The organism is Streptomyces sp. SD15 (assembly GCF_054462255.1).
This window is the reverse complement of record NZ_JBTLMO010000002.1, coordinates 30154-55433: the sequence shown is the minus strand read 5'-3', so window position 1 is coordinate 55433 and position 25280 is coordinate 30154. Positions and strand designations below refer to the sequence as shown.

Genomic DNA, 25280 nt, shown 5'->3' with positions numbered 1-25280 from the left:
GGACACCATGTACAAGATCTTTTTCAACCTCGTCTTCCAGCGGATGGACCCCGAGCAGGCCCATCACCTCGCCTTCCGCTGGATCCGCCTCGCCGCCCGCATCCCGGTCCTGCGCACATTCGTCGCCGCCGCGCTCGCACCCCGCCACAAGGAGCTGCGCACGGAGGCGTTCGGGCTGCGGATGCACGGCCCGTTCGGACTCGCGGCGGGCTTCGACAAGAACGCCGTCGCGATCGACGGGATGTCGATGCTCGGCTTCGACCACATCGAGATCGGCACGGTCACGGGGGAGCCGCAGCCCGGCAACCCCAAGAAGCGGCTGTTCCGGCTTGTGCCGGACCGCGCGCTGATCAACCGCATGGGGTTCAACAACGAGGGCTCCGAGGCCGTCTCCGAGCGCCTGGCGGCCCGTACGCCCGTGTTCAGGACCGTCGTGGGTGTCAACATCGGCAAGACCAAGGTCGTTCCCGAGGCGGAGGCCGTCGGCGACTACGTGAAGTCGACGGAGCGACTGGCCCGGCACGCCGACTATCTCGTGGTCAACGTGAGCTCGCCGAACACGCCCGGTCTGCGCAATCTGCAGGCCACCGACGCGCTGCGGCCCCTTCTGAGCGCCGTCCGCGAAGCCGCCGACGGTGCGGTCACCGACCGGCGCGTGCCGCTGCTCGTCAAGATCGCTCCCGACCTCGCCGACGAGGACATCGACGCGGTCGCCGACCTCGCCGTCGAGCTGGGCCTGGACGGGATCATCGCCACGAACACCACCATCGCGCGCGAGGAACTCGGTTTGAAGTCCGAACCCTCCGTGGTCAAGGAGACCGGCGGACTCTCCGGCGCGCCGCTCAAAGCACGCTCCCTGGAGGTGCTGCGCCGCCTCTACGCGCGCGTAGGCGACCGGATCACCCTCGTGGGCGTCGGCGGCATCGAGAACGCCGAGGACGCCTGGCAGCGCATCCTGGCCGGCGCCACGCTGGTCCAGGGCTACAGCGCCTTCATCTACGAGGGGCCCTTCTGGGGTCGCGCCATCCACAAGGGGCTCGCCGCGCGCCTGCGCACAAGCCCGTACGCCACTCTCGCCGACGCGGTCGGCGCCGATGTGAAGAAGGCAGCATGAGCGAGGCAGGCGGCATGAGTGAGGAAGGCAGCATGAGCCCGGAACCCTTCGGCGCCCGGCTGCGCCGCGCCATGGACGACCGGGGCCCCCTGTGCGTGGGCATCGACCCGCACGCCTCGCTGCTCACCGACTGGGGCCTGGGCGACGACCTCGCGGGCCTGGAGCGATTCAGCCGCACCGTCGTCGAGGCGCTGGCCGAGCGGGTCGCGGTCCTCAAGCCGCAGAGCGCGTTCTTCGAGCGCTTCGGGTCGCGCGGCATCGCCGTCCTGGAGAAGTCGGTCGAACAGGCGCGAGCGGCCGGGGCGCTGGTCGTGATGGACGCCAAGCGCGGCGACATCGGGTCGACCATGGCCGCGTACGCGGAGACCTTCCTGTGCAAGGACGCGCCGCTGTTCTCGGACGCGCTGACCGTGTCGCCGTATCTGGGCTATGGCTCCCTGAAGCCCGCGGTGGAGCTGGCGCGCGAGAGTGGCACCGGGCTGTTCGTGCTCGCCCTTACCTCCAACCCGGAGGGCGCCGAAGTGCAGCACGCGGTCCGCGGGGACGGACGCAACGTCGGAGCGGCCATGCTCGGGCATCTGGCCGCCGAGAACGCCGGGGAGACGCCCCTGGGGTCCTTCGGTGCCGTCGTCGGTGCCACGCTGGGCGATCTCTCCTCCTACGACCTGGACATCAACGGACCGCTCCTCGCGCCCGGAATCGGCGCCCAGGGGGCCACGGCGGCCGATCTCGCGGGTGTCTTCGGTGCGGCGGTGCGCAATGTCGTCCCGAACGTCAGCCGGGGTGTTCTTCGTCACGGACCCGATGTCCTCGCGCTGCGGGAGTCCGCGGATCGCTTCGCGGAGGAGATCAGGGCCGCTGTGGCGGCCGCCTGAGTGCTCGGACGGCCGCGCGACAGTCCTCCGATGAGTGTCTCCGGAGCGGCCCGAGTCTGAATACATCCTCAAATCCAGGGCAGTATGTCGTAAATGCCCGGCTCTAGGGAGGCTGACCAGGACTTTTCCTCTGTTCTCGCTGACTCTGGCGCACTTGCCCGCTAGTCTCCGTCGAGTGGGGGCACCTCCCACGCCCCTCAAGGCAGTGGGGGAGAACGGGCAAGCGTGTTGCTCGTAGCTCCCCAGGTGTGGGGCGACTAGGTTCCTCACCGGTCCGTATCCGACAGTTCGACATCCGAGGTGACGTAGGCGTGGCTCTTCCGCCCCTTACCCCTGAACAGCGCGCAGCCGCGCTCGAAAAGGCCGCCGCGGCTCGCCGGGAGCGGGCCGAGGTCAAGAATCGACTCAAGCACTCCGGCGCCTCCCTGCATGAGGTCATCAAGCAGGGTCAAGAGAACGACGTCATCGGCAAGATGAAGGTCTCCGCCCTGCTCGAGTCCCTGCCGGGCGTGGGCAAGGTCCGCGCCAAGCAGATCATGGAGCGACTCGGGATCTCCGAGAGCCGCCGCGTGCGCGGCCTCGGCTCGAACCAGATCGCCTCCCTGGAGCGCGAGTTCGGCGGCTCTGGCGCTTGAGTCCTGGGCACACCGGGATTGCTGGAATAATCGCTGCATGAGTGAACGTCCGCGGCTGACCGTGCTCTCCGGCCCCTCAGGGGTCGGCAAGAGCACGGTCGTCGCTCATATGCGCAAGGAACACCCCGAGGTCTGGCTCTCGGTGTCGGCGACGACCCGCAGGCCACGCCCCGGTGAGAAGCACGGAGTCCACTACTTCTTCGTCTCCGACGAGGAGATGGACAAGTTGATCGCCAACGGCGAACTGCTGGAGTGGGCCGAATTCGCCGGCAACCGCTACGGGACGCCCCGCGCGGCCGTCCTCGAGCACCTGGAGGCGGGCGTGCCGGTCCTCCTGGAGATCGACCTCCAGGGGGCCCGACAGGTTCGCGAGTCCATGCCGGAGGCCCTGCTCGTGTTCCTGGCTCCGCCCTCCTGGGAGGAGCTGGTGCGCAGGCTCACCGGGCGGGGCACCGAGCCGCCCGAGGTGATCGAGCGCCGTCTGGAGGCCGCCAAGATCGAACTGGCGGCCGAGCCCGAGTTCGATGTCACCCTGGTCAACACCTCCGTCGAGGACGTGGCGCGTGAGCTGCTAGCCTTGATGGAAGTTGTTTGATCTTTAGGTCACCTTCAGGTCAATTTCCACCTTTCGGAAGGCAGAGCGTGTCCTCTTCCATCACTGCTCCCGAGGGCATCATCAACCCTCCGATCGACGAGCTCCTCGAGGCCACCGACTCGAAGTACAGCCTCGTGATCTACGCGGCCAAGCGTGCCCGTCAGATCAACGCGTACTACTCGCAGCTCGGCGAGGGTCTCCTCGAGTACGTCGGTCCGCTCGTCGACACCCACGTCCACGAGAAGCCGCTCTCGATCGCCCTGCGCGAGATCAACGCGGGTCTGCTGACGTCGGAGGCCGTCGAGGGCCCCGCGCAGTAATCATTTCTTGCTCATCGCAGGCCCGGCAGCTCATCTGTCGGGCCTGTGGTCTGCTCGGGGGCGCGGGGGTCGTCCCCCGCCGTGATGCAGCATGGGGTTGTACGTTTTCGAGTGTGGGGAGGCCCGGTGGACAAGCCGAAGGTCGTGCTGGGAGTCAGCGGTGGCATCGCCGCGTACAAGGCCTGCGAGCTGCTGCGCAGGCTGACGGAGTCGGGCCACGACGTACGCGTCGTACCCACCGCGTCCGCACTGCACTTCGTCGGCGCCGCCACCTGGTCCGCGCTCTCCGGCCACCCCGTGTCCACCGAGGTCTGGTCGGACGTCCACGAGGTCCCGCACGTCCGCATCGGGCAGGACGCGGACCTGGTGGTCGTGGCCCCGGCGACGGCCGACATGCTCGCCAAAGCGGCCCATGGCCTGGCCGACGACCTCCTCACGAACACCCTGCTCACCGCCCGCTGTCCGGTCGTCTTCGCGCCCGCCATGCACACCGAGATGTGGGAGCACCCGGCGACCCAGGAGAACGTGGCGACGCTGCGCCGCCGCGGCGCCGTGGTCATCGAGCCCGCGGTGGGGCGCCTCACCGGTGTGGACACCGGCAAGGGGCGACTGCCCGACCCCGCGGAGATCTTCGAGGTCTGTCGCCGCGTGCTCGCCCGGGGCGTGACCGAGCCGGATCTCGCCGGCCGTCACGTCGTCGTGAGCGCGGGCGGCACCCGCGAGCCCCTCGACCCGGTCCGCTTCCTCGGCAACCGCTCCTCCGGCAAGCAGGGGTACGCCCTGGCGCGCACGGCGATCGCGCGGGGCGCCCGGGTCACGCTGATCGCCGCGAACACCGGGCTGCCGGACCCCGCGGGCGTGGACGTCGTCCAGGTCGGGACGGCCGTGCAGCTGCGCGAGGCGGTATTGAAGGCGGCCTCGGACGCCGACGCCGTGGTGATGGCGGCGGCGGTGGCGGACTTCCGCCCGGGCACGTACGCGGCCGGGAAAATCAAGAAGAAGGACGGCCAGGAGCCGGAGCCGATCGTTCTGGTCCGGAATCCGGACATCCTCGCGGAGATCTCCGCGGACCGTCCGCGCCCCGACCAGGTGGTCGTCGGCTTCGCCGCCGAGACGGACGACGTCCTCGCCAACGGTCGTACGAAGCTGGAGCGCAAGGGGTGTGATCTCCTCGTCGTGAACGAGGTGGGGGAGCGCAAGACCTTCGGTTCCGAGGAGAACGAGGCGGTGGTTCTCGGGGCCGACGGCAGCGAGACTCCGGTGCCGTACGGGCCCAAGGAGGCTCTGGCCGAGACCGTGTGGGATCTGGTGACACTCCGCCTGCGGTGAATGTCTCATTCGCCTCAACGGATGCCTCCATCCGCGCGAAATCTGGCGTGACGGCACTGGTGGAGACCGGTCGTCATGGCGCAGAATGCGCGTGCCGCAGGTCACAGCGCTTCCGAGAAGCGAGACAAGAGGACCTGCGGGCGAGCGTGACCGATAAACTGTTCTCGGACGATGCCGGGCGCAGCTCCCGTCCCGTCCGCCAATGATCAGCCAGCAGCCGCTGCAACCACAGGGAGCGTTGTGTCCCGTCGCCTGTTCACCTCGGAGTCCGTGACCGAGGGTCACCCCGACAAGATCGCTGACCAGATCAGCGACACCATTCTCGATGCGCTTCTGCGCGAGGACCCGAACTCCCGGGTCGCCGTGGAGACGCTGATCACGACCGGCCTGGTGCACGTGGCCGGAGAGGTCACGACCAAGGCGTACGCGCCGATCGCCCAGCTGGTCCGCGACAAGATCCTGGAGATCGGCTACGACTCGTCGAAGAAGGGCTTCGACGGAGCGTCCTGCGGCGTGTCCGTGTCGATCGGCTCGCAGTCTCCGGACATCGCGCAGGGCGTCGACACGGCGTACGAGCAGCGTGTCGAGGGGGCCGCCGCAGGTGAAGAAGGGGACGAGCTGGACAAGCAGGGCGCCGGCGACCAGGGCCTGATGTTCGGGTATGCGACGGACGAGACCCCGGAGCTGATGCCGCTCCCGATCCACCTCGCGCACCGCCTCTCCCGCCGCCTCTCCGAGGTCCGCAAGAACGGGACCATCCCGTACCTGCGCCCCGACGGCAAGACCCAGGTCACCATCGAGTACGACGGCGACAAGGCGGTCCGCCTGGACACGGTCGTCGTCTCCTCGCAGCACGCGAGCGACATCGACCTTGAGTCCCTGCTCGCGCCCGACATCCGCGAGTTCGTGGTCGAGCCGGAGCTGAAGGCCCTCCTCGACGACGGCATCAAGCTGGAGACCGAGGGCTACCGCCTCCTCGTCAACCCGACCGGCCGCTTCGAGATCGGCGGCCCCATGGGCGACGCCGGCCTCACCGGCCGCAAGATCATCATCGACACGTACGGCGGCATGGCCCGCCACGGCGGCGGTGCCTTCTCCGGCAAGGACCCGTCCAAGGTCGACCGCTCCGCCGCCTACGCGATGCGCTGGGTCGCGAAGAACGTCGTCGCCGCGGGCCTCGCCTCCCGCTGCGAGGTCCAGGTCGCCTACGCCATCGGCAAGGCCGAGCCGGTCGGTCTCTTCGTCGAGACCTTCGGCACCGCCAAGGTCGACGCCGAGAAGATCGAGACCGCCATCGCCGAGGTCTTCGACCTTCGCCCGGCGGCCATCATCCGCGACCTCGACCTGCTGCGCCCGATCTACTCCCAGACGGCCGCGTACGGCCACTTCGGGCGGCCGCTGCCCGACTTCACGTGGGAGCGGACGGACCGCGTGGAGGCGCTGCGCAAGGCTGTCGGCCTGTAGTTCTTCCGGCTTTGTGGTGAGGCCCGGTGCCCCCCTCGGGGGTGCCGGGCCTCACTGTGTCACCTGCCGTGCCTCTCGCCGTCCTCAGCAAGACGGAACCTCGCCGCCCCCGCCAGAACCCCACGGTCAGCGCGATCAGGCTCGTCGTGGGCCGGATCCCGCACGGGGGATCGCGCTGGATCTCGGGCGCGCGGCGGTGTCAGTGCGCTCTGGTAGGAATGTTGGTGTGAGCAGCGTGAATGGGCGGGGCGAGGGCGGTGCGGAGGGTGCGCCGCCCGAGCAGCTTGCGTTGATTCGAGAGGGTGTGCGGCAGGCCAGGGCGCCCAAGGCGAAGCCGCGGACCTGGCGGGGCGCGGCACTCGCCAAGGAATTGCCTGTCGCGCGCGTGCTCGTCGACAAGGGTGTGCTGCATCTTGATCGGTACTTCGATTACGCCGTGCCCGAGGAGCTTGACGCCGATGCGCAGCCGGGCGTCCGCGTCCGAGTGCGGTTCGGAGCCGGGCGGCATCGGGTGCGGGACGGGCGGCGTGAGGGTGGCGGGCTGATCGACGGGTTTCTCGTCGAGCGGCTGGCCGAGTCCGACTACTCGGGCCCGCTCGCCGCGCTGGCCCAGGTGGTGTCTCCCGAACCCGTGCTCGGGCCCGAGCTGCTGGGGCTCGCGCGGGCCGTCGCCGATCGGTACGCGGGCAGTCTCGCCGATGTGCTGCAGCTCGCCCTGCCGCCGCGCAGCGCGCGAGCAGAGGGGAAGCCCTCGCCTCCACCGCTTCCTCCTCCCGGCGTGCCCGCGGTCGGGTCCTGGGTGCGGTACGGGCGGGGGGCGGCCTTTCTGGAATCCCTCGCCGCGGGCGGGGCGCCGCGGGCCGTGTGGAACGCGCTGCCGGGTCCCGGTTGGGCCGAGGAACTGGCGCGGGCCGTGGCCGCGACGCTCGCCTCGGGGCGCGGCGCGCTCGTCGTCGTACCGGACGGTCGGGCCGTGTCTCGCGTGGACGCCGCGCTGACCTCGTTGCTGGGGGAGGGGCGGCACGCGGTGCTCACCGCCGAGGCCGGGCCCGAGAAGCGGTATCGGGAGTGGCTCGCCGTGCGCCGTGGGTCCGTACGGGCCGTGGTGGGGACCCGGGCCGCCATGTTCGCGCCCGTGCGGGATCTGGGGCTGGTCGCCATCTGGGACGACGGGGACGACAGCCACAGTGAGCCGCACGCGCCGCAGCCGCATGCGCGGGAAGTGCTGCTGCTGCGGGCGGCCCATGACAAGTGCGCCTTCCTGCTGGGCAGTTGGGGCTGCACCGTCGAGGCCGCGCAGCTGGTCGAGAGCGGGTGGGCGCTGCCGCTGATCGCGGACCGGGAGCAGGTGCGGGGGGCGGCGCCGCTCGTGCGGACCGTGGGGGACGGGGATCTCGCCCGGGACGAGGCCGCGCGGGCCGCCCGGCTGCCGACGATGGCTTGGCAGGTGGTGCGAGAGGGGCTGCGGCACGGGCCGGTACTGGTGCAGGTGCCGCGGCGTGGCTACGTACCGCGGTTGGCCTGTGCGCAGTGCCGGGCGCCCGCGCGCTGTCGGCACTGCGCCGGGCCGCTGGAGGCGCCGGACGCCGGGGTGCCGCGGTGTACGTGGTGCGGACGGGACGAGGCGGCCTGGCACTGCCCCGAGTGCGGCGGGTTCCGGCTGCGGGCGCAGGTCGTGGGCGCCCGGCGGACCGCGGAGGAGCTGGGCCGGGCGTTTCCGGCCGTGCCCGTGCGAACGTCGGGGCGGGAGCAGGTGCTCGACACCGTGCCCGGGGCGCCCGCGCTCGTCGTGAGCACTCCGGGGGCCGAGCCCGTCGCCGAGGGCGGGTACGCCGCCGCGCTGCTCCTCGACGGCTGGGCGATGCTGTCGCGGCCCGATCTGCGGGCCGGCGAGGACGCGCTGCGGCGGTGGATCGGAGCGGCGTCGCTCGTGCGCGGACAGGGAGAGGGGGGCACGGTGGTGGTCGTGGCCGAGCCGACCTTGCGGCCCGTGCAGGCGCTCGTACGGTGGGATCCTGTCGGGCACGCGGTGCGGGAGCTCGCCGAGCGGGCCGAGTTGGGGTTTCCGCCGGTGTCACGGATGGCGGCCGTGTCGGGGACGGTGGAGGCTGTCAGCGGGTTTCTCGCCGTGGTTGAACTTCCTGGTGACGCCGAGGTGTTGGGGCCCGTGCCGTTGCCTGTCACGGATGCCGGGCGGCCGCGTCGGGTGGGGGCGCCGCCTCCGGGAGAGCACTGGGAGCGGGCGCTCGTTCGGGTGCCCCCGGGCAGTGGCGCGGCGCTGGCGGCCGCGTTGAAGGCCGCGCAGGCGGCGCGGATGGCGCGGGGGGGGAGCGAGCCCGTACGGATTCGGATCGATCCGCCGGACATTGGGTGACGCCGGAGCATGAGCGGGGGCGTGAGCAAGGGGCTGCCTCCCGGGGCTTGGTGGCTCCGAGAGGCAGGCCGAAAGTGGGTCAGCCGTTGCGGGGGCCCGGGAACGCCGTGGGCCTGACCTCGTCGCGGAGCGTGGGGCTGCCCGCCGTCGGCTGGGTCGGCATGGAGCGGGCCGCGGGGACCGTCGGGACGGTGGGAATGCCGGTGTTGACGGTTACAGCGCCGGTGCCCGACGTCTCCGTGGCGCGCTCGGCATCGGCGGCGGCCTGGGCGGCGGCGCGGCGGGCGCCGTAACGGCGGTGCACCGCCTGCTTGGTGACCCCGAGTGCCGAGCCCACCGCGTCCCACGAGAAGCCCAGTGAGCGATCGAAGTCCACGGCGGCCGTGACCAGGGTCTCGACGCTGTCCCGCAGCTCCTGGGCGAGGCGGACGGTCGGGGCGGGGGCGCGTCCGTAGACGACGAAGCCCGTGGAGGGGCCGGAGCGGCGCGGGCGATAGACGTTGCCCAGTTGGGCGGTGAGCGTGCGCAGTGCGTCCACCTGCCGGCGGACCCGCTCGATGTCCCGCACCAGCAAGTGCAGGCTGGCCCGAGCCTGGGCGTCGTGGGTTGCGTGGTCGGCCATGAACAAGCCTCTCGAACCGGCGTTGAAAAGGATCGGGCCGCGATTGCGGCCCCTTGTGGTCAACTCTCTCTTGACCAACGCATTTCCGGGTGAGTGGTCACGCTGCGGGGGCGTAAGGGCATATGCACGGGGCGCGATCGGGGGCGTACGCCCCCGGTGCGGCCTTGACTCGCGTCGCCTTCGGCCTTGGCTCGGGTGTTCCCACCCGGATCGCCCGTGCGAGTGCGTTGTCGGGTGCGGAGTGTCCTGCGGGGGTGTGCCGCCGACGGCGGGTGCAGGTGACACGGAAGTGTGACGAGCTTCGTGGTGTGGGCCGTGGAAGCCCGCGCGGGTCGTCCGGACGTGGCGCGCGCAGAGCGCCCGAGCGCCGAGACACGAGCCCCTGAGCGGCGAGGCACGGGCCCCTGAGCGGTGAGACACGGGCCCCTGAGCGGCGAGCCCCTGAGCGCCCGAGTCGCGAGCCCTCGAGGCCCACGCCCTCGAGGCCCACGCCCTCGAGGCCCACGCCCTCGAGCCCCAACGCCCGCACGCCGCATACACCCCACGCCGCATAGACTGGTGCGCTGTCCGCACCCCGCCTCCACCGGCACGTGTGCGGGGTCTGAAGAGCTCCCGTCCGAGAGGCCAACCGCCACCCATGAAGCTTGTCTTCGCAGGTACCCCCGAGGTCGCCGTTCCGGCTCTGGACGCCCTGATCGCCTCCGGGCGGCATGAGGTGGCCGCCGTTGTCACCCGGCCCGATGCGCCGGCCGGGCGGGGACGGCGGCTCGTCGCGAGTCCGGTCGCCGAGCGGGCGGAGGAGGCCGGGATCGAAGTGCTGAAGCCGGTCAAGCCGCGGGACGAGGAATTCCTGGCGCGGCTGCGGGAGATCGGACCCGATTGCTGCCCTGTGGTGGCGTACGGTGCGCTGCTGCCTCGGGTCGCCCTCGACGTTCCCGTCCACGGGTGGGTCAATCTCCACTTCTCGCTGCTTCCCGCCTGGCGCGGCGCCGCCCCCGTCCAGCACGCGATCATGGCGGGGGACGAGATCACCGGTGCTTCCACCTTCCTCATCGAGGAAGGGCTCGACTCGGGGCCCGTGTACGGAACCGTCACCGAGGAGATCCGGCACACCGACACCAGCGGGGACCTGCTCACCCGGCTCGCCTTCGCCGGTTCCGGGCTGCTCGTCGCGACGATGGACGGCATTGAGGACGGCGCCCTGAAGGCCGTACCGCAGCCGGCCGACGGCGTCACCCTCGCGCCGAAGATCACCGTCGAGAACGCGCACATCGACTGGTCCGCACCGGCGCTGCGGGTCGATCGGGTCGTGCGCGGCTGCACCCCCGCGCCCGGCGCGTGGACCGTCTTCCGCGGCGAGCGGCTCAAGCTCATCCACGCCGCGCCCGTGCCCGAGCGCACCGACCTCGCCCCGGGCGAGCTGTCCGTCGGCAAGAACAACGTGTACGTCGGGACCGGTTCGTACGCCGTCGAACTGCTCTGGGTCCAGGCCCAGGGCAAGAAGCCGATGCGCGCCGCGGACTGGGCGCGCGGGGTGCGCATCGGCTCCGGGGAGCGCCTCGGGGCCTGAACCACCGCCTGCCCCGACACCGTCACCGCCGGGCACAAACCTCGCGGCGTACGCTGATAGACGCACCTTTTTTCCTGGATCCGGAGCACCTTTTTCGTGAGTGAGCAGTCCCGTCGGCCGCACAAGCCCGGCAAGCCCTACCGCCGTCCTCAGAAGGACCCGGTCCGCATGCTCGCCTTCGAGGCGCTGCGGGCCGTGGACGAGCGGGACGCGTACGCGAACCTCGTCCTGCCGCCGCTGCTGCGCAAGGCGCGCGAGAAGGGCGACTTCGACGGACGGGACGCGGCGCTGGCGACCGAGCTGGTGTACGGGACGCTGCGCCGCCAGGGCACGTACGACGCCGTCATCTCGGCCTGTGTCGACCGGCCGCTGCGCGAGGTCGACCCGCCGGTGCTGGATGTGCTCAGCCTGGGCGTCCATCAGCTGCTCGGGACGCGCATCCCGACCCACGCCGCCGTCTCCGCTTCCGTGGAACTCGCCCGGGTCGTGCTCGGCGACGGGCGTGCCAAGTTCGTCAACGCCGTGCTGCGCAAGGTCGCACAACACGACCTGGACGGCTGGCTGGAACAGGTCGCGCCGCCCTACGACGAGGACCCGGAGGACCATCTCGCCGTCGTGCACTCGCATCCGCGGTGGGTCGTCTCCGCGCTGTGGGACTCGCTGGGCGGCGGGCGGGCCGGGATCGAGGATCTGCTGGAGGCCGACAACGAGCGGCCCGAGGTGACGCTCGTCGCCCGGCCCGGTCGCTCCACCGCCGACGAACTGCTCGACGTACTCGGGGACGAGTCCGCGCTGCCCGGTCGCTGGTCACCGTACGCCGTGCGGCTGACCGAGGGCGGCGAGCCGGGTGCCATCGACGCCGTACGGGAGGGCCGTGCGGGCGTCCAGGACGAGGGCAGCCAGCTGGTGGCGCTCGCCCTCGCGAACGCGCCGCTCGACGGACCCGACAAGGCGTGGCTGGACGGCTGCGCCGGACCCGGCGGCAAGGCCGCCATGCTGGCCGGGCTCGCCGCCGAACGCGGCGCCGTGCTGCTCGCCTCCGAGAAGCAGCCGCACCGGGCCGGGCTCGTTGCCAAGGCGCTCGCCGGGAACCCCGGGCCGTACCAGGTCATCGCCGCCGACGGCACCCGTCCGCCGTGGCTGCCCGGCACCTTCGACCGGGTGCTCATGGATGTGCCCTGTACGGGGCTGGGCGCGCTGCGCCGTCGTCCCGAGGCCCGCTGGCGGCGCCGCCCCGAGGATCTGGCAGGCTTCGCACCGCTGCAGCGCGGGCTGCTGCGCACGGCGCTCGACTCGGTGCGGGTCGGCGGTGTCGTCGGGTACGCGACCTGCTCGCCGCACCTCGCCGAGACCCGCGCGGTCGTCGACGATGTGCTCAAGCACTACGACGGTGACGCCGAGCTGCTGGACGCCCGCCCGCTCCTGCCGGACGTACCGGCGCTGGGCGACGGCCCCGACGTACAGCTGTGGCCGCATCTGCACGGGACGGACGCCATGTACCTGGCGCTGATCCGGCGGACCGCCTGATTTCCAGCCGGCGAAGACGGCGAAGACGGCGAAGGCGGCTGAGGGGCTGAGGGGCCGAGGGGGATGCGGCTTGGGGGAAGCGGTCCGAGCTGACGCTTCACCGGGTTCTCGTCCATGTGATCGCCGAGGCCGATCGGCATGCCGGGCACGCCGACAGCGTCCGGGAACTCGTCGACGGGGCCGTGGGACTGCGGGTCGGGGACGGCACCAGGGCGCCAGGGGAGTGGGCCTGGTGGGAGAACCATCGCAGCCGAGGGGAGCGTGCGGCTCAGGAAGCCGACCGAAAGACGGCCGCGGGAAACCGGCCGCGGCGTCGAGCCGGCCGAGCCCGTACGTCCGCAGAACCCCGAGCCCGTACCTCCGTGGAACGGCCCAGTCCTGGACCGAGGAGAGCAACCGGTCCGGGACATGGCAGGCTTGGGGCATGGCCGTGCAGATCAACCCCAGCATCCTGTCCGCCGACTTCGCCCGTCTTGCCGAGGAGGCAAGTGCGGTAGAAGGGGCGGACTGGCTCCATGTCGACGTCATGGACAACCATTTCGTACCGAACCTCACGCTCGGTGTGCCGGTCGTAGAGTCCCTGGCCCGTGCGACGGACACACCGCTGGACTGCCATCTGATGATTGCGGACCCCGATCGGTGGGCGCCCCAGTACGTGGAAGCGGGTGCCGGTTCCGTCACCTTCCACGCCGAGGCCGCCGCCGCGCCGGTGCGGCTCGCCCGCGAGATCCGGGCCAAGGGCGCCCGCGCCTCCATGGCCCTCAAGCCCGCGACCCCCATCGAGCCGTACGAGGATCTGCTCCCCGAGCTCGACATGCTGCTGATCATGACGGTCGAGCCCGGTTTCGGCGGCCAGGCGTTTCTCGACATCATGCTGCCGAAGATCCGCCGCACCCGTGAGTTGATCGGCAAGCACGGTCTTGAGCTGTGGCTCCAGGTCGACGGCGGTGTGTCGGCCTCCACCATCGAGCGGTGCGCGGAAGCGGGCGCGGACGTTTTTGTCGCCGGTTCGGCGGTGTACGGCGCCGCGGACCCGACCCAGGCGGTACGTGCATTGCGCACCCAGGCTCAGGCCGCGACGGCATCGGCGGCGTGGGCGTGCGACCACTGAGCCAAGGGAACGTGAACGCCGCCCATCAGGGCTGATCAAGTACGCCGGATCTGCAAGGATGAACGGCGAACCCAGAGTGTGAACAGAAGTGAGGAGATCGCCGTGTCGGGTATGTCGGCGGGCCGGTCAGCCATGCGGATGGGACCCGCTGAGCTGGTGCAGGCGGCGGCCATGGCCCGCCGCTTCTACCTCGAGGGCAAATCCAAGATCCAGATCGCCGAGGAGTTCGGCGTCAGCCGCTTCAAAGTGGCCCGGGTCCTGGAAACCGCTCTCGAGCGTGATCTCGTGCGGATCGAGATCCGTGTGCCGGCCGAGCTGGACGCGGAGCGCTCCGACGCGTTGCGCGCCCGCTACGGCCTTCGGCACGCTGTGGTGGTCGAGTCCCCGGCCGAGGCCGAGGAGACGTCGCCCGACCCCGAGAACCTCGGCGAAGTGGCCGCCGACCTGCTTGGTGAGCTGGTCAACGAGGGAGATGTGCTCGGCCTGGCCTGGGGCCGCTCCACCATTCACATGGCGGCGGCCCTCGACCGGCTCCCGCCGTGCACGGTGGTGCAGCTGACGGGTGTGTACGACGCCGGGACCGCCGAGCGCGGCTCGGTGGAGGCGGTGCGGCGGGCCGCCCAGGTGTCGGGCGGGGACGCCCACCCCATCTACGCGCCGATGCTGCTGCCCGACGCGGCCACCGCGGCCGCGCTGCGCAACCAGACAGGGATCGCCCGCGCCTTCGAGTACTTCGACAAGGTGACCGTCGCCTGTGTGTCCATCGGCTCCTGGGAGCCCGGCATCTCGACGGTGCACGACATGCTCACCGAGGATGAGCGCGCCCACTACGCGACCCTCGGCGTGGCCGCCGAGATGTCCGCGCACCTCTTCGACGCCGAGGGCCGACGCGTCGGCAGGGACCTGGGCGAGCGCTGCATCACGGTCGAGGCGGACCGGCTGCGGCGCATCCCCGAGGTCGTCGCGATCGCGGGCGGACAGCGCAAGGCGGCCGCCATCGACGCGGTGCTGCGGTCCGGGCTCGTGACGAGCCTGGTGACGGACACGTCGGCGGCGGACTACCTGATGGCGGCGGGCCCGGCGCCGCGCCCCGCACTGAACCGGGCGGACCCGGACGGGCCGTGAGGGTTGCGCACGACGCGTCGTGAGGGGTTCCTGTACGGCACGTCGTGAGGGCTTTGCACCCGGCGTGTCGTGAGGGCTTTGTACGGCGCGCCGTGAGGGTTTTGTACGGCGCGCCGTGAGGGTTTTGTACGGCGCGCCGTGTGGGGACGGGCGTGGCAGCATCGGCGTCATGTTGCTGCGGTCCGGCCCCCGCCTACTCGCGGGCCTTCTCGTCGTCTGTCTGGCGGTCCTGCTGGCGGGCTGCTCGTCGACGGATCCCAGTAACCCCAACACCCCTTCAGCCACGGCTTCGGCCGTGTCGACCCCGTCCTGGGTGGGCGGCATGCGGACGGTCACCGCGGCCCGGCTTCCCGCCGAAGCCCGCAAGACCCTCTCCCTCATCGACAAGGGCGGCCCCTTCCCGTACGCCAGGGACGGCGCCGTCTTCGGCAACTTCGAGCGACTGCTGCCGAAGCACCCACGCGGCTATTACCGCGAGTACACGGTCAAAACGCCCGGCGAGCGCGATCGCGGAGCCCGGCGCATTGTCACCGGGCAGGGCGGTGAGATCTACTACACCGACGATCACTACAACTCGTTCAGGGCGGTGTTGAGATGACGCAAGACCCGGCGGACCGGTACACGGTCACGCTGGACCTCGACGGGGTCACGGACAAGGCGGGCCTGATGGACCGCTGCGCCCGTGCCCTTCAGCTGCCCGACTGGTTCGGCCGCAACTGGGACGCGCTCGCCGACTCCCTGAGCGACCACTCCGTCTGGCCCGAAGGCGCCGTCGAGCAGGGACTGCTGGTCGTCGTACGGGGCTGGCGGCCGTATGCGAAGGCGCGGCCGGACGAGTGGGGGATCGCGCAGGACGTGTTCGCCGAGGCGGTGGACCGGACGGAGACGCTCACAGTGGTGCTCGTACTCGGGGGCGCGGCCCGCTAGCGGGCGCCTGCAGAGAGGCCGGGGGCTGCCCGCCGCCTGGGCTCAGGCGCTCCCCAGAGTCGTCAGTACTCCCCAGCCCCGGTCGCACCAGTGGCCGGGGGCGGCCCATGCGTCCACCGTCACTGGACCGGGATGGTTCCCGGCTCGCGGGCCGCGCACCTACTCGGGTAACGTTTCGACGTAAGGCAGGTTCCCTGCCGGCACCGGAGCCCCCGCACCTCCGCTTTGGAGGACCACACGACGGCGGGGGTCTTTTGTTGTGTCTCTGTGGGAGTGACCTGCATCGTTTCGCGTGAAAATGTGAGACTCATGCGTTTTCTTGAGCCCGGTACGGGACGGCCCGTAGATTCAGCTCCGGTCCCCTATGACCTGACGTACGACGACGTCTTCATGATTCCCAGCCGCTCCGCGGTCGGCTCGCGGCAGAGTGTGGACCTCGCCGCCCCGGACGGCACCGGCACCACGATCCCGCTGGTCGTCGCCAACATGACCGCGATCGCGGGCCGACGGATGGCCGAGACCATCGCCCGCCGAGGTGGCCTCGTCGTCATCCCGCAGGACATCCCGATCGAGGTCGTCACCGAGGTCATCTCCTGGGTCAAGGGACGCCATCTGGTCCTCGACACCCCGATCGTCCTCGCCCCCCACCAGACCGTCGCCGACGCGCTGGCACTGCTGCCCAAGCGCGCGCACAACGCGGGCGTCGTCGTGGACGAGGGCGGCCGCCCGGTCGGCGTGGTCACCGACGCCGACCTCACCGGCGTGGACCGCTTCACGCAGCTGACCGAGGTCATGTCCCGGGACCTGCTGCTGCTCGACGCGGACATCGAGCCGCGCGAGGCCTTCAACCAGCTCGACCACGCCAACCGCCGCTACGCCCCCGCCGTCGACAAGGACGGCAAGCTCGCCGGCATCCTCACCCGCAAGGGCGCCCTGCGGGCCACGCTCTACACCCCGGCCACCGACGCCGACGGCAAGCTGCGTATCGCCGCGGCCGTCGGCATCAACGGCGATGTCGCGAGCAAGGCCAAGCAGCTGCTCGACGCGGGAGCCGACACGCTCGTCATCGACACGGCGCACGGCCACCAGGAGTCGATGATCAGCGCGATCAGGACCGTGCGCGCGCTGGACCCGCAGGTCCCGATCGTCGCGGGCAACATCGTCGCGGCGGAAGGCGTCCGCGACCTCGTCGAGGCGGGCGCGGACATCATCAAGGTCGGGGTCGGCCCCGGCGCCATGTGCACCACCCGCATGATGACCGGCGTCGGCCGACCGCAGTTCTCCGCCGTCCTGGAATGCGCCGCCGAGGCCAGGAAGTACGGCAAGCACGTGTGGGCCGACGGCGGTGTCCGCCACCCGCGCGACGTCGCCATGGCGCTGGCCGCGGGCGCCTCCAACGTCATGATCGGCTCCTGGTTCGCCGGGACGTACGAGTCCCCCGGCGACCTCCATCAGGACGCCGACGGGCGCCTGTACAAGGAGTCGTACGGCATGGCGTCCGCGCGCGCGGTCCGCAACCGCACGAGCGAGGAGTCGGCGTACGACCGCGCCCGCAAGGCCCTCTTCGAGGAGGGCATCTCCACCTCCCGCATGTTCCTGGACCCGGCTCGCCCGGGCGTCGAGGACCTGATCGACTCGATCATCGCGGGCGTCCGCTCCTCCTGCACCTACGCCGGTGCGGGCTCCCTCGAGGAGTTCGCCGAGAAGGCGGTCGTCGGCATCCAGAGCGCTGCGGGCTACGCCGAGGGCAAGCCGCTGCACGCCAGTTGGAGCTGACGCAACACTCTTGGGTACGGCCCCCGTTGTCCCGCCCGCCGGGAGAACCGGGGGCCGTGTGCTCTACGGCCAGACCCGCATCCTCTTCGCGATGTCCAGAGACGGCCTGGTGCCCAGGGCGCTCGGCAAGGTGCCCCCGAAGACCGGCGCGCCCCGCCTCGACGGGCCGGCTCTGCCCGTCCCGGGCTTCGGTTTCTGCGCGTACAACATGTTCAGCCTCGACACCGTGACCTGGGTCGTCTTCGGGTGCTGGATGGCCGCGGGTCTCGTGTTCTACTTCCTGTACGGCTATCGCCGTTCCCGCCTCGCTGTAGCAGCCGTATCAGAAGTGAAGTGAACCACCCGCAGTGCTGAACGATCTCGACGAACGCATCGTGCACGCCCTCGCCGAGGACGCCCGCCGCTCCTACGCGGACATCGGGCAACTGGTCGGCCTGTCCGCGCCCGCCGTGAAACGGCGCGTGGACCGGCTGCGCGCCACCGGAGCCATCACCGGCTTCACCGTACGGGTCGACCCGGCGGCGCTCGGTTGGGAAACCGAGGGGTTCGTCGAGATCTACTGTCGGCGCAAGACCTCGCCGGAGACCATCCAGCGGGGCCTGGAGCGCTACCAGGAGGTCGTGGCCGCGTCCACCGTCACGGGTGAAGCGGATGCGGTCGTTCAAGTGTTCGCGTCTGATATGCGACATTTCGAGCGGGTGCTGGAGCGGATTGCGGGGGAGCCGTTCGTGGAGCGGACCAAGTCCGTGCTGGTGCTGTCGCCGTTGCTGCGGAGGTTTTCTTCCGGGTCGCCTACGTAGGCGGCGCTCTATCGGGCGGGCGCACAACGAATCGCTGTCAGGGCCGCGGTGGACGCAATGAATCGTTCGTTGGCGCGCAACGGGTGCTTCTTGTCCGGTCGTGGCTGCCGACCGTACCGTCTATCTGGCCCCCACACCCCTCCGTACCGGTGAGGAACACGCATGCGCACAGCCCTGCTCCAGAGCTCCGGCCGCCCCGGCTCGATCGTCGAGAACCTCAAGGTCCTCGACGAGGCCGCGGGCCGTGCCGCCGCCGCGGGGGCCGGGCTGCTGGCGGCGCCGGAGATGTTCCTCACCGGGTACGCGATCGGCGACGACATCGCCCGCCTCGCCGAGCCCGCCGACGGAGACTCGGCGGACGCGATCGCCGAGATCGCCACCCGCCACGGCATCGCGGTCGCCTACGGCTACCCCGAGCGCTCCGGCGAGCTGGTCCACAACTCCGCGCAGCTCATCTCCGCCGACGGCAGCCGGCTCGCGAACTACCGCAAGACCCACCTCTTCGGCTGCTTCGAGCGCGACCACTTCACCCCCGGGGATCAGCCGGTCGTCCAGACCGAGCTGAACGGCCTCCGCGTCGGCCTGATGATCTGCTACGACGTCGAGTTCCCGGAGAACGTCCGGGCGCACGCCCTCGCCGGCACCGACCTCCTCCTCGTGCCGACCGCGCAGATGCACCCCTTCCAGTTCGTCGCCGAGTCCGTCGTCCCGGTGCGCGCCTTCGAGAACCAGATGTACGTCGCGTACGTCAACCGGGTCGGCCCGGAAGGGGAGTTCGAGTTCGTCGGGCTGTCCACGCTGGCCGGGCCCGACGGGGTCGCCCGCACCCGGGCCGGACGCGCCGAGGAGCTCGTCCTCGCCGACGCGGACCCCGTCCTCCTCGCGGCCTCCCGTGCGGCGAACCCGTATCTGCAGGACCGCCGCCCCGGCCTCTACGGCTCGCTGGTCTGAACCCCCCTGTCTTTGAATTTCGCGCAAGGAGTCCGTACCCCATGACGTCCACGGTGCCCACCGCCGTCCAGCACGCCGACGCAACTCAGCCGCCGATCACCATGTTCGGCCCTGACTTCCCGTACGCGTACGACGACTTCCTCGCGCACCCCGCGGGCCTCGGCCAGATACCCGCGACCGAGCTCGGCACCGAGGTCGCGGTCGTCGGCGGTGGTCTGTCCGGCATCGTGGCCGCGTACGAACTGATGAAGATGGGTCTCAAGCCCGTCGTGTACGAGGCCGACCAGATCGGCGGACGGCTGCGGACAGTCGGCTTCGACGGGTGCGACCCCTCGCTCACCGCCGAGATGGGCGCCATGCGCTTCCCCCCGTCCTCCACCGCCCTCCAGCACTACATCGACCTGGTGGGCCTGGAGACCCGGCCGTTCCCCAACCCCCTCGCCGAGTCCACGCCCTCCACGGTCGTGGACCTCAAGGGCGAGTCGCACTACGCGACCACCGTCGACGACCTGCCGCAGGTCTATCGCGACGTGATGAACGCCTGGAACGCCTGCCTCGAAGACGGCGCCGACTTCTCCGACATGAACCAGGCCATGCGCGAGCGCGACATCCCGCGCATCCGCGAGATCTGGGCGAAGCTCGTCGAGAAGCTCGACAACCAGACCTTCTACGGTTTCCTCTGCGAGTCGGATTCCTTCAAGTCCTTCCGGCACCGTGAGATCTTCGGCCAGGTCGGCTTCGGCACGGGAGGCTGGGACACCGACTTCCCGAACTCGATCCTCGAAATCCTGCGCGTCGTCTACACCGAGGCCGACGACCACCACCGCGGCATCGTCGGCGGCTCCCAGCAGCTGCCGCTGCGGCTGTGGGAGCGCGAGCCGGAGAAGATCGTGCACTGGGCGTACGGGACCTCGCTGGCCACGCTGCACGACGGGGACCCGAGGCCCGCCGTGACCCGCCTCCACCGCACCGCGGGCAACCGGATCACGGTGACGGACGCGAACGGCGACATCCGCACCTACAAGGCGGCGATCTTCACCGCCCAGTCCTGGATGCTGCTGTCGAAGATCGCCTGCGACGACTCGCTCTTCCCGATCGACCACTGGACGGCGATCGAGCGGACCCACTACATGGAGAGCTCGAAGCTGTTCGTGCCTGTCGACCGGCCTTTCTGGCTCGACAAGGCCGTCGACGACAGGGGAAATCCGACCGGCCGTGACGTCATGTCGATGACGCTCACCGACCGGATGACCCGCGGCACCTACCTCCTGGACGACGGCCCGGACAGGCCCGCCGTCATCTGCCTCTCCTACACCTGGTGCGACGACAGCCTGAAGTGGCTGCCGCTCTCCGCGAACGAGCGGATGGAGGTCATGCTGAAGTCGCTCGGTGAGATCTATCCGAAGGTCGACATCAGGAAGCACATCATCGGCAACCCGGTGACCGTTTCCTGGGAGAACGAGCCCTACTTCATGGGCGCGTTCAAGGCCAACCTGCCCGGCCACTACCGCTACCAGCGCCGCCTGTTCACCCACTTCATGCAGGATGCGCTGCCCGAGGACAAGCGGGGCATCTTCCTCGCGGGCGACGACATCTCCTGGACGGCCGGCTGGGCCGAGGGCGCCGTGCAGACCGCGCTGAACGCGGTCTGGGGGGTCATGCACCAGCTGGGTGGGGCGACCGACCCGACCAACCCCGGGCCCGGCGACGTCTACGACGAGATCGCGCCGGTGGAACTGCCCGAGGACTGAGGCCGGGCCGGTCCGTCAGCGGATCACACTCCGGCAGCTCGCGCCGCCGAGTACACCTCGGCGGCCAGGTCCTTGAGCTCCTCGGCGTCCCGCGGGGCGTCGAGGAAGTCGAGGAAGAACTCGTCGAGGCCGACCTCGGCGTGCGCCGCGAGGTCCGTCACGATCTGGTCGATGTTGCCCTGGAAGGGCTGGCGGTCCGTGCCGTCGTACGCCTTGGCCGTGTATTGCAGGTTGATCCGCCCCACCGACTGGAGCGGCTCGGTGCGCCCGCGCTCGGCCGCGAAGTCCTGCACCTGCTGCCACTGCGTGGCGAGTTGGTCGACGCCCATGACCACCGGCATCCAGCCGTCGCCGCGCTCGACGAGCCGGGTCATCGCCTTCTTGCTGAAGGCGGGCAGCAGGATCGGGATCGGCCGGGCGGGCTTGGGGGCGACGACCGCCGATGCGATCTTGGTCAGGCGGCCCTCGTACGACACCGGGTCCGGGCCCCACACCGCGTGGCACACGTCGAGGACCTCGTCCAGGACCTGGCCGCGCTCCTCGAACGGCGCCACCCCCGCGGCGGCGTACTCGTCGAGCGACCAGCCCGTGCCGAGGCCCGCCACGACCCGGCCACCGCTCGCCGCGTCCAGCGTGCCGAGGGTCCTGGCCAGCTGGAACGGGCCGTGCAGCGGGGCGACCAGGACACTGGTGCCGAGCCGGGCCCGCCGGGTGGCCGCCGCGGCCAGGGTCAGCGTCACCAGCGGTTCGGCGAGGCCGCGGTACGCATCGGGCCAGGGCAGGTTCGGCACGTTGTACAGCCCCTGGGTCGCGGGCTCGGGGAACAGGGCGCGCTCGAACACCCACAGGCTCTCGTAGCCGATCTCCTCGGCCACGCGCGCCACGTCCGGCACATCACGTCCGATGTCGTACTGCCGCGTTTGAGGAAGACTCAGACCCAGTCGAGCAGCCATGCTTGTGCTCCTTTGCATCAGGCATTTGAATCGTCAACGTATCGCGTACGGCGTCGAGTTCTGTGCCCTACGCGGTGGTTTGGCCGGATCTGTGCCGTAGGGGCGTGAGCAGTATCCGGCCCGCCAGGCCCACCGCGGCATCGAGGCCCTCGCCGAACTCCTGAGCGAGTTCGGGGAGTCCGCGCAGCGCCCACAGTGCCCGCGCCGCCGACCAGGTGGCGTCGCGCGCCCGCTCCAGGCTCCAGGAGCCGAGCAGATGGGTGAGCGGATCGGCGATCTGGAGCAGATCGGGGCCCGGCATCAGATCTTCGCGGATGCGCTCCTCCAGCGAGACGAGGAGGTCGCCCACGCGGTCGAACTCATCCTCCAGATCGGCCGGTTCGCAGCCCAGCGTACGACAGGTGTCCACGACGGCCAGGGCCAGATCGTGTCCGATGTGCGCATTGATGCCCGCGAGCGCGAACTGCAGCGGGCGTACTCCGGGATGGCGCCGGAACTGCAGCAGCGGCCGCCAGCAGGCGGGCGGGCGCCCCTCCTCGGCCACCCTCAGATAGCGCTCGGCGAAACGTACATCCAGCGTGATCGCGGCCTCGGTGTCGGGGAATTCCCCGGTGTCCAGGCGCCGGTCGAACTCCTCGGTGACGGCGAGGTAGACGCGGTTGAAGACCGCGACCCCGTCCCGCTCCGGCAGGGTCGCCGCCAGCACGCGCATACGGGCGACGACTGCGTCCACGGTGTTCACGGGATGGGCGAACTGTTCCAACTGCGCCATGGGGGCAGGGTCCCAGTCCTAGGCTGACTCGAGTGCCGCCGGGCCGGACACTTCCCCGGAATGGGGGAACGCGGTCGTGGCGGGAGGGTGGGAGTGGGGGGATCAGTACGTGTCAGGCTTACGTGGTCAGCGCCTGGCCGCACGCAGGGCCGAGCGCAGGCGTGCCGCCCGGCGCGGTGCCATGGTCGTGGCCGCCTCGGTCGTCGCGGCGGTCGGCGCGGTGACGGGGATGATGTCCGCGCTCGACGACGGGCGTCCCTCCGACGACGCCAAACCGCTGGTGACCCGATCGCCCAGCCTGCTGCTGCCGCTGCCCGACGTACCGACTCCGTCGCCCACGCCGACGTCGGCCTCGCCGTCCCCGTCGAAGTCCGCTGCCGTGAAGCGGAGCCCGACGCCCGCCAGGAGCGAACCGAAGCAGGAGACCGTGGCCGCCCCCGTCCGTCTCTACCGCCACCCCGAGTCCCAGGTCCTCGACTGGGTCGCGTCCCATCCCGGCGACTCCCGGCGCGCGGTCATCGAGTCCCGCATAGCCGACCGCCCGGCCGCCGTCTGGTTCGCGGACTTCACACCGGCCACCATCACCGCGCGGGTCAGGGCGGTGACGGCGGGCGCCGCGGCCGGGGGCCGGGTCCCGGTCGTCGTGCCGTACGCCATCCCGCAGCGCGACTGCGGCGGCGCCTCCCAGGGCGGGGCGAGTGACCTCGCCGCGTACGACGGGTGGATCGACAACTTCGCGGCGGGCCTCGGCTCCGACGAGGTCGTCGTCATCCTGGAGCCCGACTCGATCGCCCAGGCCGACTGCCTCTCGGCGGGCGCGCGGGCCGACCGCTTCGCCTCGCTGGCCCGCGCCGGCCGCGTCCTCAAGGCCGCCAACCCCAAGGCCCGGGTCTACTACGACGCGGGCCACTCCGGATGGAAACCGGCCCCTGCCCAGGCCGCGTTCCTCAAGCAGGCGGGCGCCGCCTCGGCCGTCTCCTCCAACGGCATCTTCACCAACGTGTCCAATTTCCACCGTACGAGCGCGGAGACCGCGTACGCCCGGCAGGTGCTGTCCGCGCTGGGCGGCCCCGCGAGCCTGGGCGCCGTCATCGACACCAGCCGCAACGGCAACGGCGCCCCGGCCGACGGCGAGTGGTGCGATCCCGCGGGCCGGAAGATCGGAGAGGCGCCGACCCTGAACACCGGGGAGGCCAGGATCGACGCCTATCTGTGGGTGAAGCTGCCGGGGGAGTCCGACGGGTGCAAGGGCACGCCGGGGACCTTCTCGGCCGACTACGCCTATGAGCTGGCGCGCTGAGAGTCCTCGTCGTACGAGGAGGTGCCCTCGTCCAGCAGTGGCTCCTGCGTCTTGAGGTGGGCCGGGGCCATCGCGCGCAGCGCGTGGTACCCGGTGATCACGACGAGCGTGCCCAGCGCGATGCCGCTCAGGGAGAAGTTGTCCGTGAACTCCAGCGTGACGCCGCCGACGCCGATGATGATGCCCGCGGCGGCCGGTACCAGGTTCAGCGGGTTGCGCAGATCGACCCTGCCGTTGAGCCAGATCTGGGCACCGAGCAGGCCGATCATGCCGTACAGGATGACGGTGATGCCGCCGAGCACACCGCCGGGGATCGCCGCCACGACCGCGCCGAACTTGGGGCAGAGGCCGAACAGGAGCGCGAAGCCCGCGGCGGCCCAGTAGGCGGCCGTGGAGTAGACGCGGGTCGCCGCCATCACGCCGATGTTCTCGGAGTACGTGGTGTTGGGCGGCCCGCCGAGCGCCGTGGAGAGCATCGAGGCCACGCCGTCCGCGGAGATCGCGGTGCCCAGCTTGTCGTCCAGCCGTTCCCCGGTCATCTCGCCGACCGCCTTCACATGCCCCGCGTTCTCGGCGACCAGCGCGATCACGACCGGCAGCGCGACGAGGATCGCCGACCACTGGAAGGACGGGCCGTGGAAGGACGGCAGACCGATCCAGTCGGCCTTGCCGACGCCGGAGAGGTCCAGGCGCCAGTGGTCCGTCACCTTGCCGCTCGCGTCCACCGAATGGATCTTGCCGAAGATCCCGTCGAAGGCCCACGAGATCCCGTACCCGAAGACCAGCCCCAGGAAGATCGCGATCCGTGACCAGAAACCGCGCAGGCACACCACGGCCAAACCGGTGAACAGCATGGTGAGCAGGGCCGTCCACTGGTCCTGCGGCCAGTACGTGGACGCGGTCACCGGCGCCAGGTTGAAGCCGATCAGCATGACGACCGCGCCGGTCACGATCGGCGGCATCGTGGCGTGGATGATCCGCGCCCCGAACCGCTGCACGGCGAGGCCCACCAGGAACAGTGCGACGCCGACCACGAAGACCGCGCCCGTCACCGTCGCGCTGCTGCCGCCCTGGGCGCGGATCACCGCCGCGACGCCCACGAAGGACAGCGAGCAGCCGAGGTAGCTGGGCACCCTGCCGCGGGTGGCGAGCAGGAAGATGACGGTCGCGAAGCCCGACATCATGATCGCGAGATTCGGGTCGAGGCCCATCAGTACAGGCGCCACGAAGGACGCCCCGAACATCGCCACCACGTGCTGGGCGCCGAGCCCGGCCGTGCGTGGCCAGGAGAGGCGTTCGTCGGGGCGGACGACCGCTCCGGGGGCGGGGGTACGCCCGTCGCCGTGCAGTTTCCAGCGCACGCCGAGGTCCATGGTGAGGCTTCGCTTT

General features: G+C 70.9%; 23 protein-coding genes and 2 pseudogenes. 21 read left to right on the top strand and 4 right to left on the bottom strand.

Going from position 1 to position 25280, the window contains the following annotated elements; all coding sequences use genetic code 11:
- Window positions 1–7 precede the first annotated feature (7 nt).
- From ACX28W_RS02180 to ACX28W_RS02145, 8 genes are all read left to right on the top strand, one after another.
- Window positions 8–1114 carry a quinone-dependent dihydroorotate dehydrogenase gene (locus tag ACX28W_RS02180; protein WP_458997035.1) on the top strand — a complete coding sequence of 369 codons (1107 nt, stop codon included), beginning with the start codon at window positions 8–10 and terminating at the stop codon, window positions 1112–1114.
- A 32-nt stretch (window positions 1115–1146) separates the two neighbouring features.
- Window positions 1147–1989 (top strand): orotidine-5'-phosphate decarboxylase, encoded by an 843-nt coding sequence (gene pyrF, locus ACX28W_RS02175; RefSeq protein ID WP_458997260.1) that lies wholly within the window; start codon window positions 1147–1149, stop codon window positions 1987–1989.
- 311 nt (window positions 1990–2300) lie between these two features.
- Window positions 2301–2624, top strand: a complete 324-nt coding sequence (locus ACX28W_RS02170; RefSeq protein WP_016638838.1) for an integration host factor — start codon at window positions 2301–2303, stop codon at window positions 2622–2624.
- Between the two features lie 37 nt (window positions 2625–2661).
- Window positions 2662–3219, top strand: a complete 558-nt coding sequence (gene gmk / locus ACX28W_RS02165; RefSeq protein ID WP_458997034.1) for a guanylate kinase — start codon at window positions 2662–2664, stop codon at window positions 3217–3219.
- Between the two features lie 47 nt (window positions 3220–3266).
- Window positions 3267–3539 carry a DNA-directed RNA polymerase subunit omega gene (rpoZ, locus tag ACX28W_RS02160; protein ID WP_003982715.1) on the top strand — a complete coding sequence of 91 codons (273 nt, stop codon included), beginning with the start codon at window positions 3267–3269 and terminating at the stop codon, window positions 3537–3539.
- Between the two features lie 126 nt (window positions 3540–3665).
- Window positions 3666–4868: a bifunctional phosphopantothenoylcysteine decarboxylase/phosphopantothenate--cysteine ligase CoaBC gene (gene coaBC, locus ACX28W_RS02155; protein WP_458997033.1), complete on the top strand. Its 1203-nt coding sequence runs from the start codon at window positions 3666–3668 to the stop codon at window positions 4866–4868.
- Window positions 4869–5108: 240 nt separating this feature from the next.
- A complete protein-coding gene (gene metK / locus ACX28W_RS02150) occupies window positions 5109–6332 on the top strand; it encodes a methionine adenosyltransferase (protein ID WP_458997032.1) in 1224 nt (407 codons plus the stop codon).
- Between the two features lie 226 nt (window positions 6333–6558).
- Window positions 6559–8706, top strand: a complete 2148-nt coding sequence (locus tag ACX28W_RS02145; protein ID WP_458997031.1) for a primosomal protein N' — start codon at window positions 6559–6561, stop codon at window positions 8704–8706.
- Between the two features lie 79 nt (window positions 8707–8785).
- Here ACX28W_RS02145 and ACX28W_RS02140 read toward each other — a convergent pair whose 3' ends face one another.
- Window positions 8786–9328 (bottom strand): hypothetical protein, encoded by a 543-nt coding sequence (locus ACX28W_RS02140; protein WP_458997030.1) that lies wholly within the window; start codon window positions 9326–9328, stop codon window positions 8786–8788.
- Between the two features lie 637 nt (window positions 9329–9965).
- Between ACX28W_RS02140 and fmt the strand changes: the two genes are divergently transcribed.
- The 12 genes and pseudogenes from fmt (at window position 9966) to ACX28W_RS02080 (ending at window position 20866) form a co-directional block, all read left to right on the top strand.
- Window positions 9966–10898, top strand: coding sequence for a methionyl-tRNA formyltransferase (gene fmt, locus ACX28W_RS02135; protein WP_458997029.1), 933 nt, complete (start codon window positions 9966–9968; stop codon window positions 10896–10898).
- Window positions 10899–10994: 96 nt separating this feature from the next.
- Window positions 10995–12425, top strand: a complete 1431-nt coding sequence (locus ACX28W_RS02130; RefSeq protein ID WP_458997028.1) for an RsmB/NOP family class I SAM-dependent RNA methyltransferase — start codon at window positions 10995–10997, stop codon at window positions 12423–12425.
- A gap of 83 nt (window positions 12426–12508) precedes the next feature.
- Window positions 12509–12922: pseudogene (locus tag ACX28W_RS02125) on the top strand (mycothiol transferase); the annotation flags it as partial.
- Window positions 12850–13536 carry a ribulose-phosphate 3-epimerase gene (gene rpe, locus ACX28W_RS02120; protein ID WP_458997027.1) on the top strand — a complete coding sequence of 229 codons (687 nt, stop codon included), beginning with the start codon at window positions 12850–12852 and terminating at the stop codon, window positions 13534–13536. The pseudogene ACX28W_RS02125 and the gene rpe, both read left to right, overlap by 73 nt.
- A 78-nt stretch (window positions 13537–13614) precedes the next feature.
- Complete coding sequence (locus tag ACX28W_RS02115; protein ID WP_458997026.1) at window positions 13615–14661, top strand: sugar-binding transcriptional regulator; 1047 nt, start codon at window positions 13615–13617, stop codon at window positions 14659–14661.
- Between the two features lie 169 nt (window positions 14662–14830).
- Window positions 14831–15259 (top strand): guanyl-specific ribonuclease, encoded by a 429-nt coding sequence (locus tag ACX28W_RS02110; protein WP_458997025.1) that lies wholly within the window; start codon window positions 14831–14833, stop codon window positions 15257–15259.
- Window positions 15256–15588, top strand: a complete 333-nt coding sequence (locus ACX28W_RS02105) for a barstar family protein (protein ID WP_362069989.1) — start codon at window positions 15256–15258, stop codon at window positions 15586–15588. Before ACX28W_RS02110 ends, ACX28W_RS02105 begins: the two co-directional genes overlap by 4 nt.
- Before the next feature lie 309 nt (window positions 15589–15897).
- A complete protein-coding gene (locus ACX28W_RS02100; RefSeq protein WP_458997024.1) occupies window positions 15898–17364 on the top strand; it encodes a GuaB1 family IMP dehydrogenase-related protein in 1467 nt (488 codons plus the stop codon).
- Between the two features lie 58 nt (window positions 17365–17422).
- Window positions 17423–17701: pseudogene (locus tag ACX28W_RS02095) on the top strand (amino acid permease C-terminal domain-containing protein); the annotation flags it as partial.
- 10 nt (window positions 17702–17711) lie between these two features.
- Window positions 17712–18164: an Lrp/AsnC family transcriptional regulator gene (locus ACX28W_RS02090; RefSeq protein ID WP_458997023.1), complete on the top strand. Its 453-nt coding sequence runs from the start codon at window positions 17712–17714 to the stop codon at window positions 18162–18164.
- A 162-nt stretch (window positions 18165–18326) separates the two neighbouring features.
- Window positions 18327–19115 carry a carbon-nitrogen hydrolase family protein gene (locus ACX28W_RS02085; RefSeq protein WP_458997022.1) on the top strand — a complete coding sequence of 263 codons (789 nt, stop codon included), beginning with the start codon at window positions 18327–18329 and terminating at the stop codon, window positions 19113–19115.
- A gap of 41 nt (window positions 19116–19156) precedes the next feature.
- Window positions 19157–20866 (top strand): flavin monoamine oxidase family protein, encoded by a 1710-nt coding sequence (locus tag ACX28W_RS02080; protein WP_458997021.1) that lies wholly within the window; start codon window positions 19157–19159, stop codon window positions 20864–20866.
- Between the two features lie 23 nt (window positions 20867–20889).
- Here ACX28W_RS02080 and ACX28W_RS02075 read toward each other — a convergent pair whose 3' ends face one another.
- Window positions 20890–21819 carry a TIGR03619 family F420-dependent LLM class oxidoreductase gene (locus ACX28W_RS02075; RefSeq protein ID WP_458997020.1) on the bottom strand — a complete coding sequence of 310 codons (930 nt, stop codon included), beginning with the start codon at window positions 21817–21819 and terminating at the stop codon, window positions 20890–20892.
- Between the two features lie 67 nt (window positions 21820–21886).
- Window positions 21887–22591, bottom strand: coding sequence for a DUF5995 family protein (locus tag ACX28W_RS02070; RefSeq protein ID WP_458997019.1), 705 nt, complete (start codon window positions 22589–22591; stop codon window positions 21887–21889).
- A 181-nt stretch (window positions 22592–22772) separates the two neighbouring features.
- On the opposite strand from ACX28W_RS02070, the gene ACX28W_RS02065 reads away from it, so the two are divergent.
- Window positions 22773–23891, top strand: coding sequence for a glycoside hydrolase family 6 protein (locus ACX28W_RS02065; protein ID WP_458997259.1), 1119 nt, complete (start codon window positions 22773–22775; stop codon window positions 23889–23891).
- Here ACX28W_RS02065 and ACX28W_RS02060 read toward each other — a convergent pair.
- Window positions 23873–25264, bottom strand: coding sequence for a uracil-xanthine permease family protein (locus ACX28W_RS02060; RefSeq protein WP_458997258.1), 1392 nt, complete (start codon window positions 25262–25264; stop codon window positions 23873–23875). The two genes, ACX28W_RS02065 and ACX28W_RS02060, sit on opposite strands and share 19 nt — an antisense overlap.
- Window positions 25265–25280 lie beyond the last annotated feature (16 nt).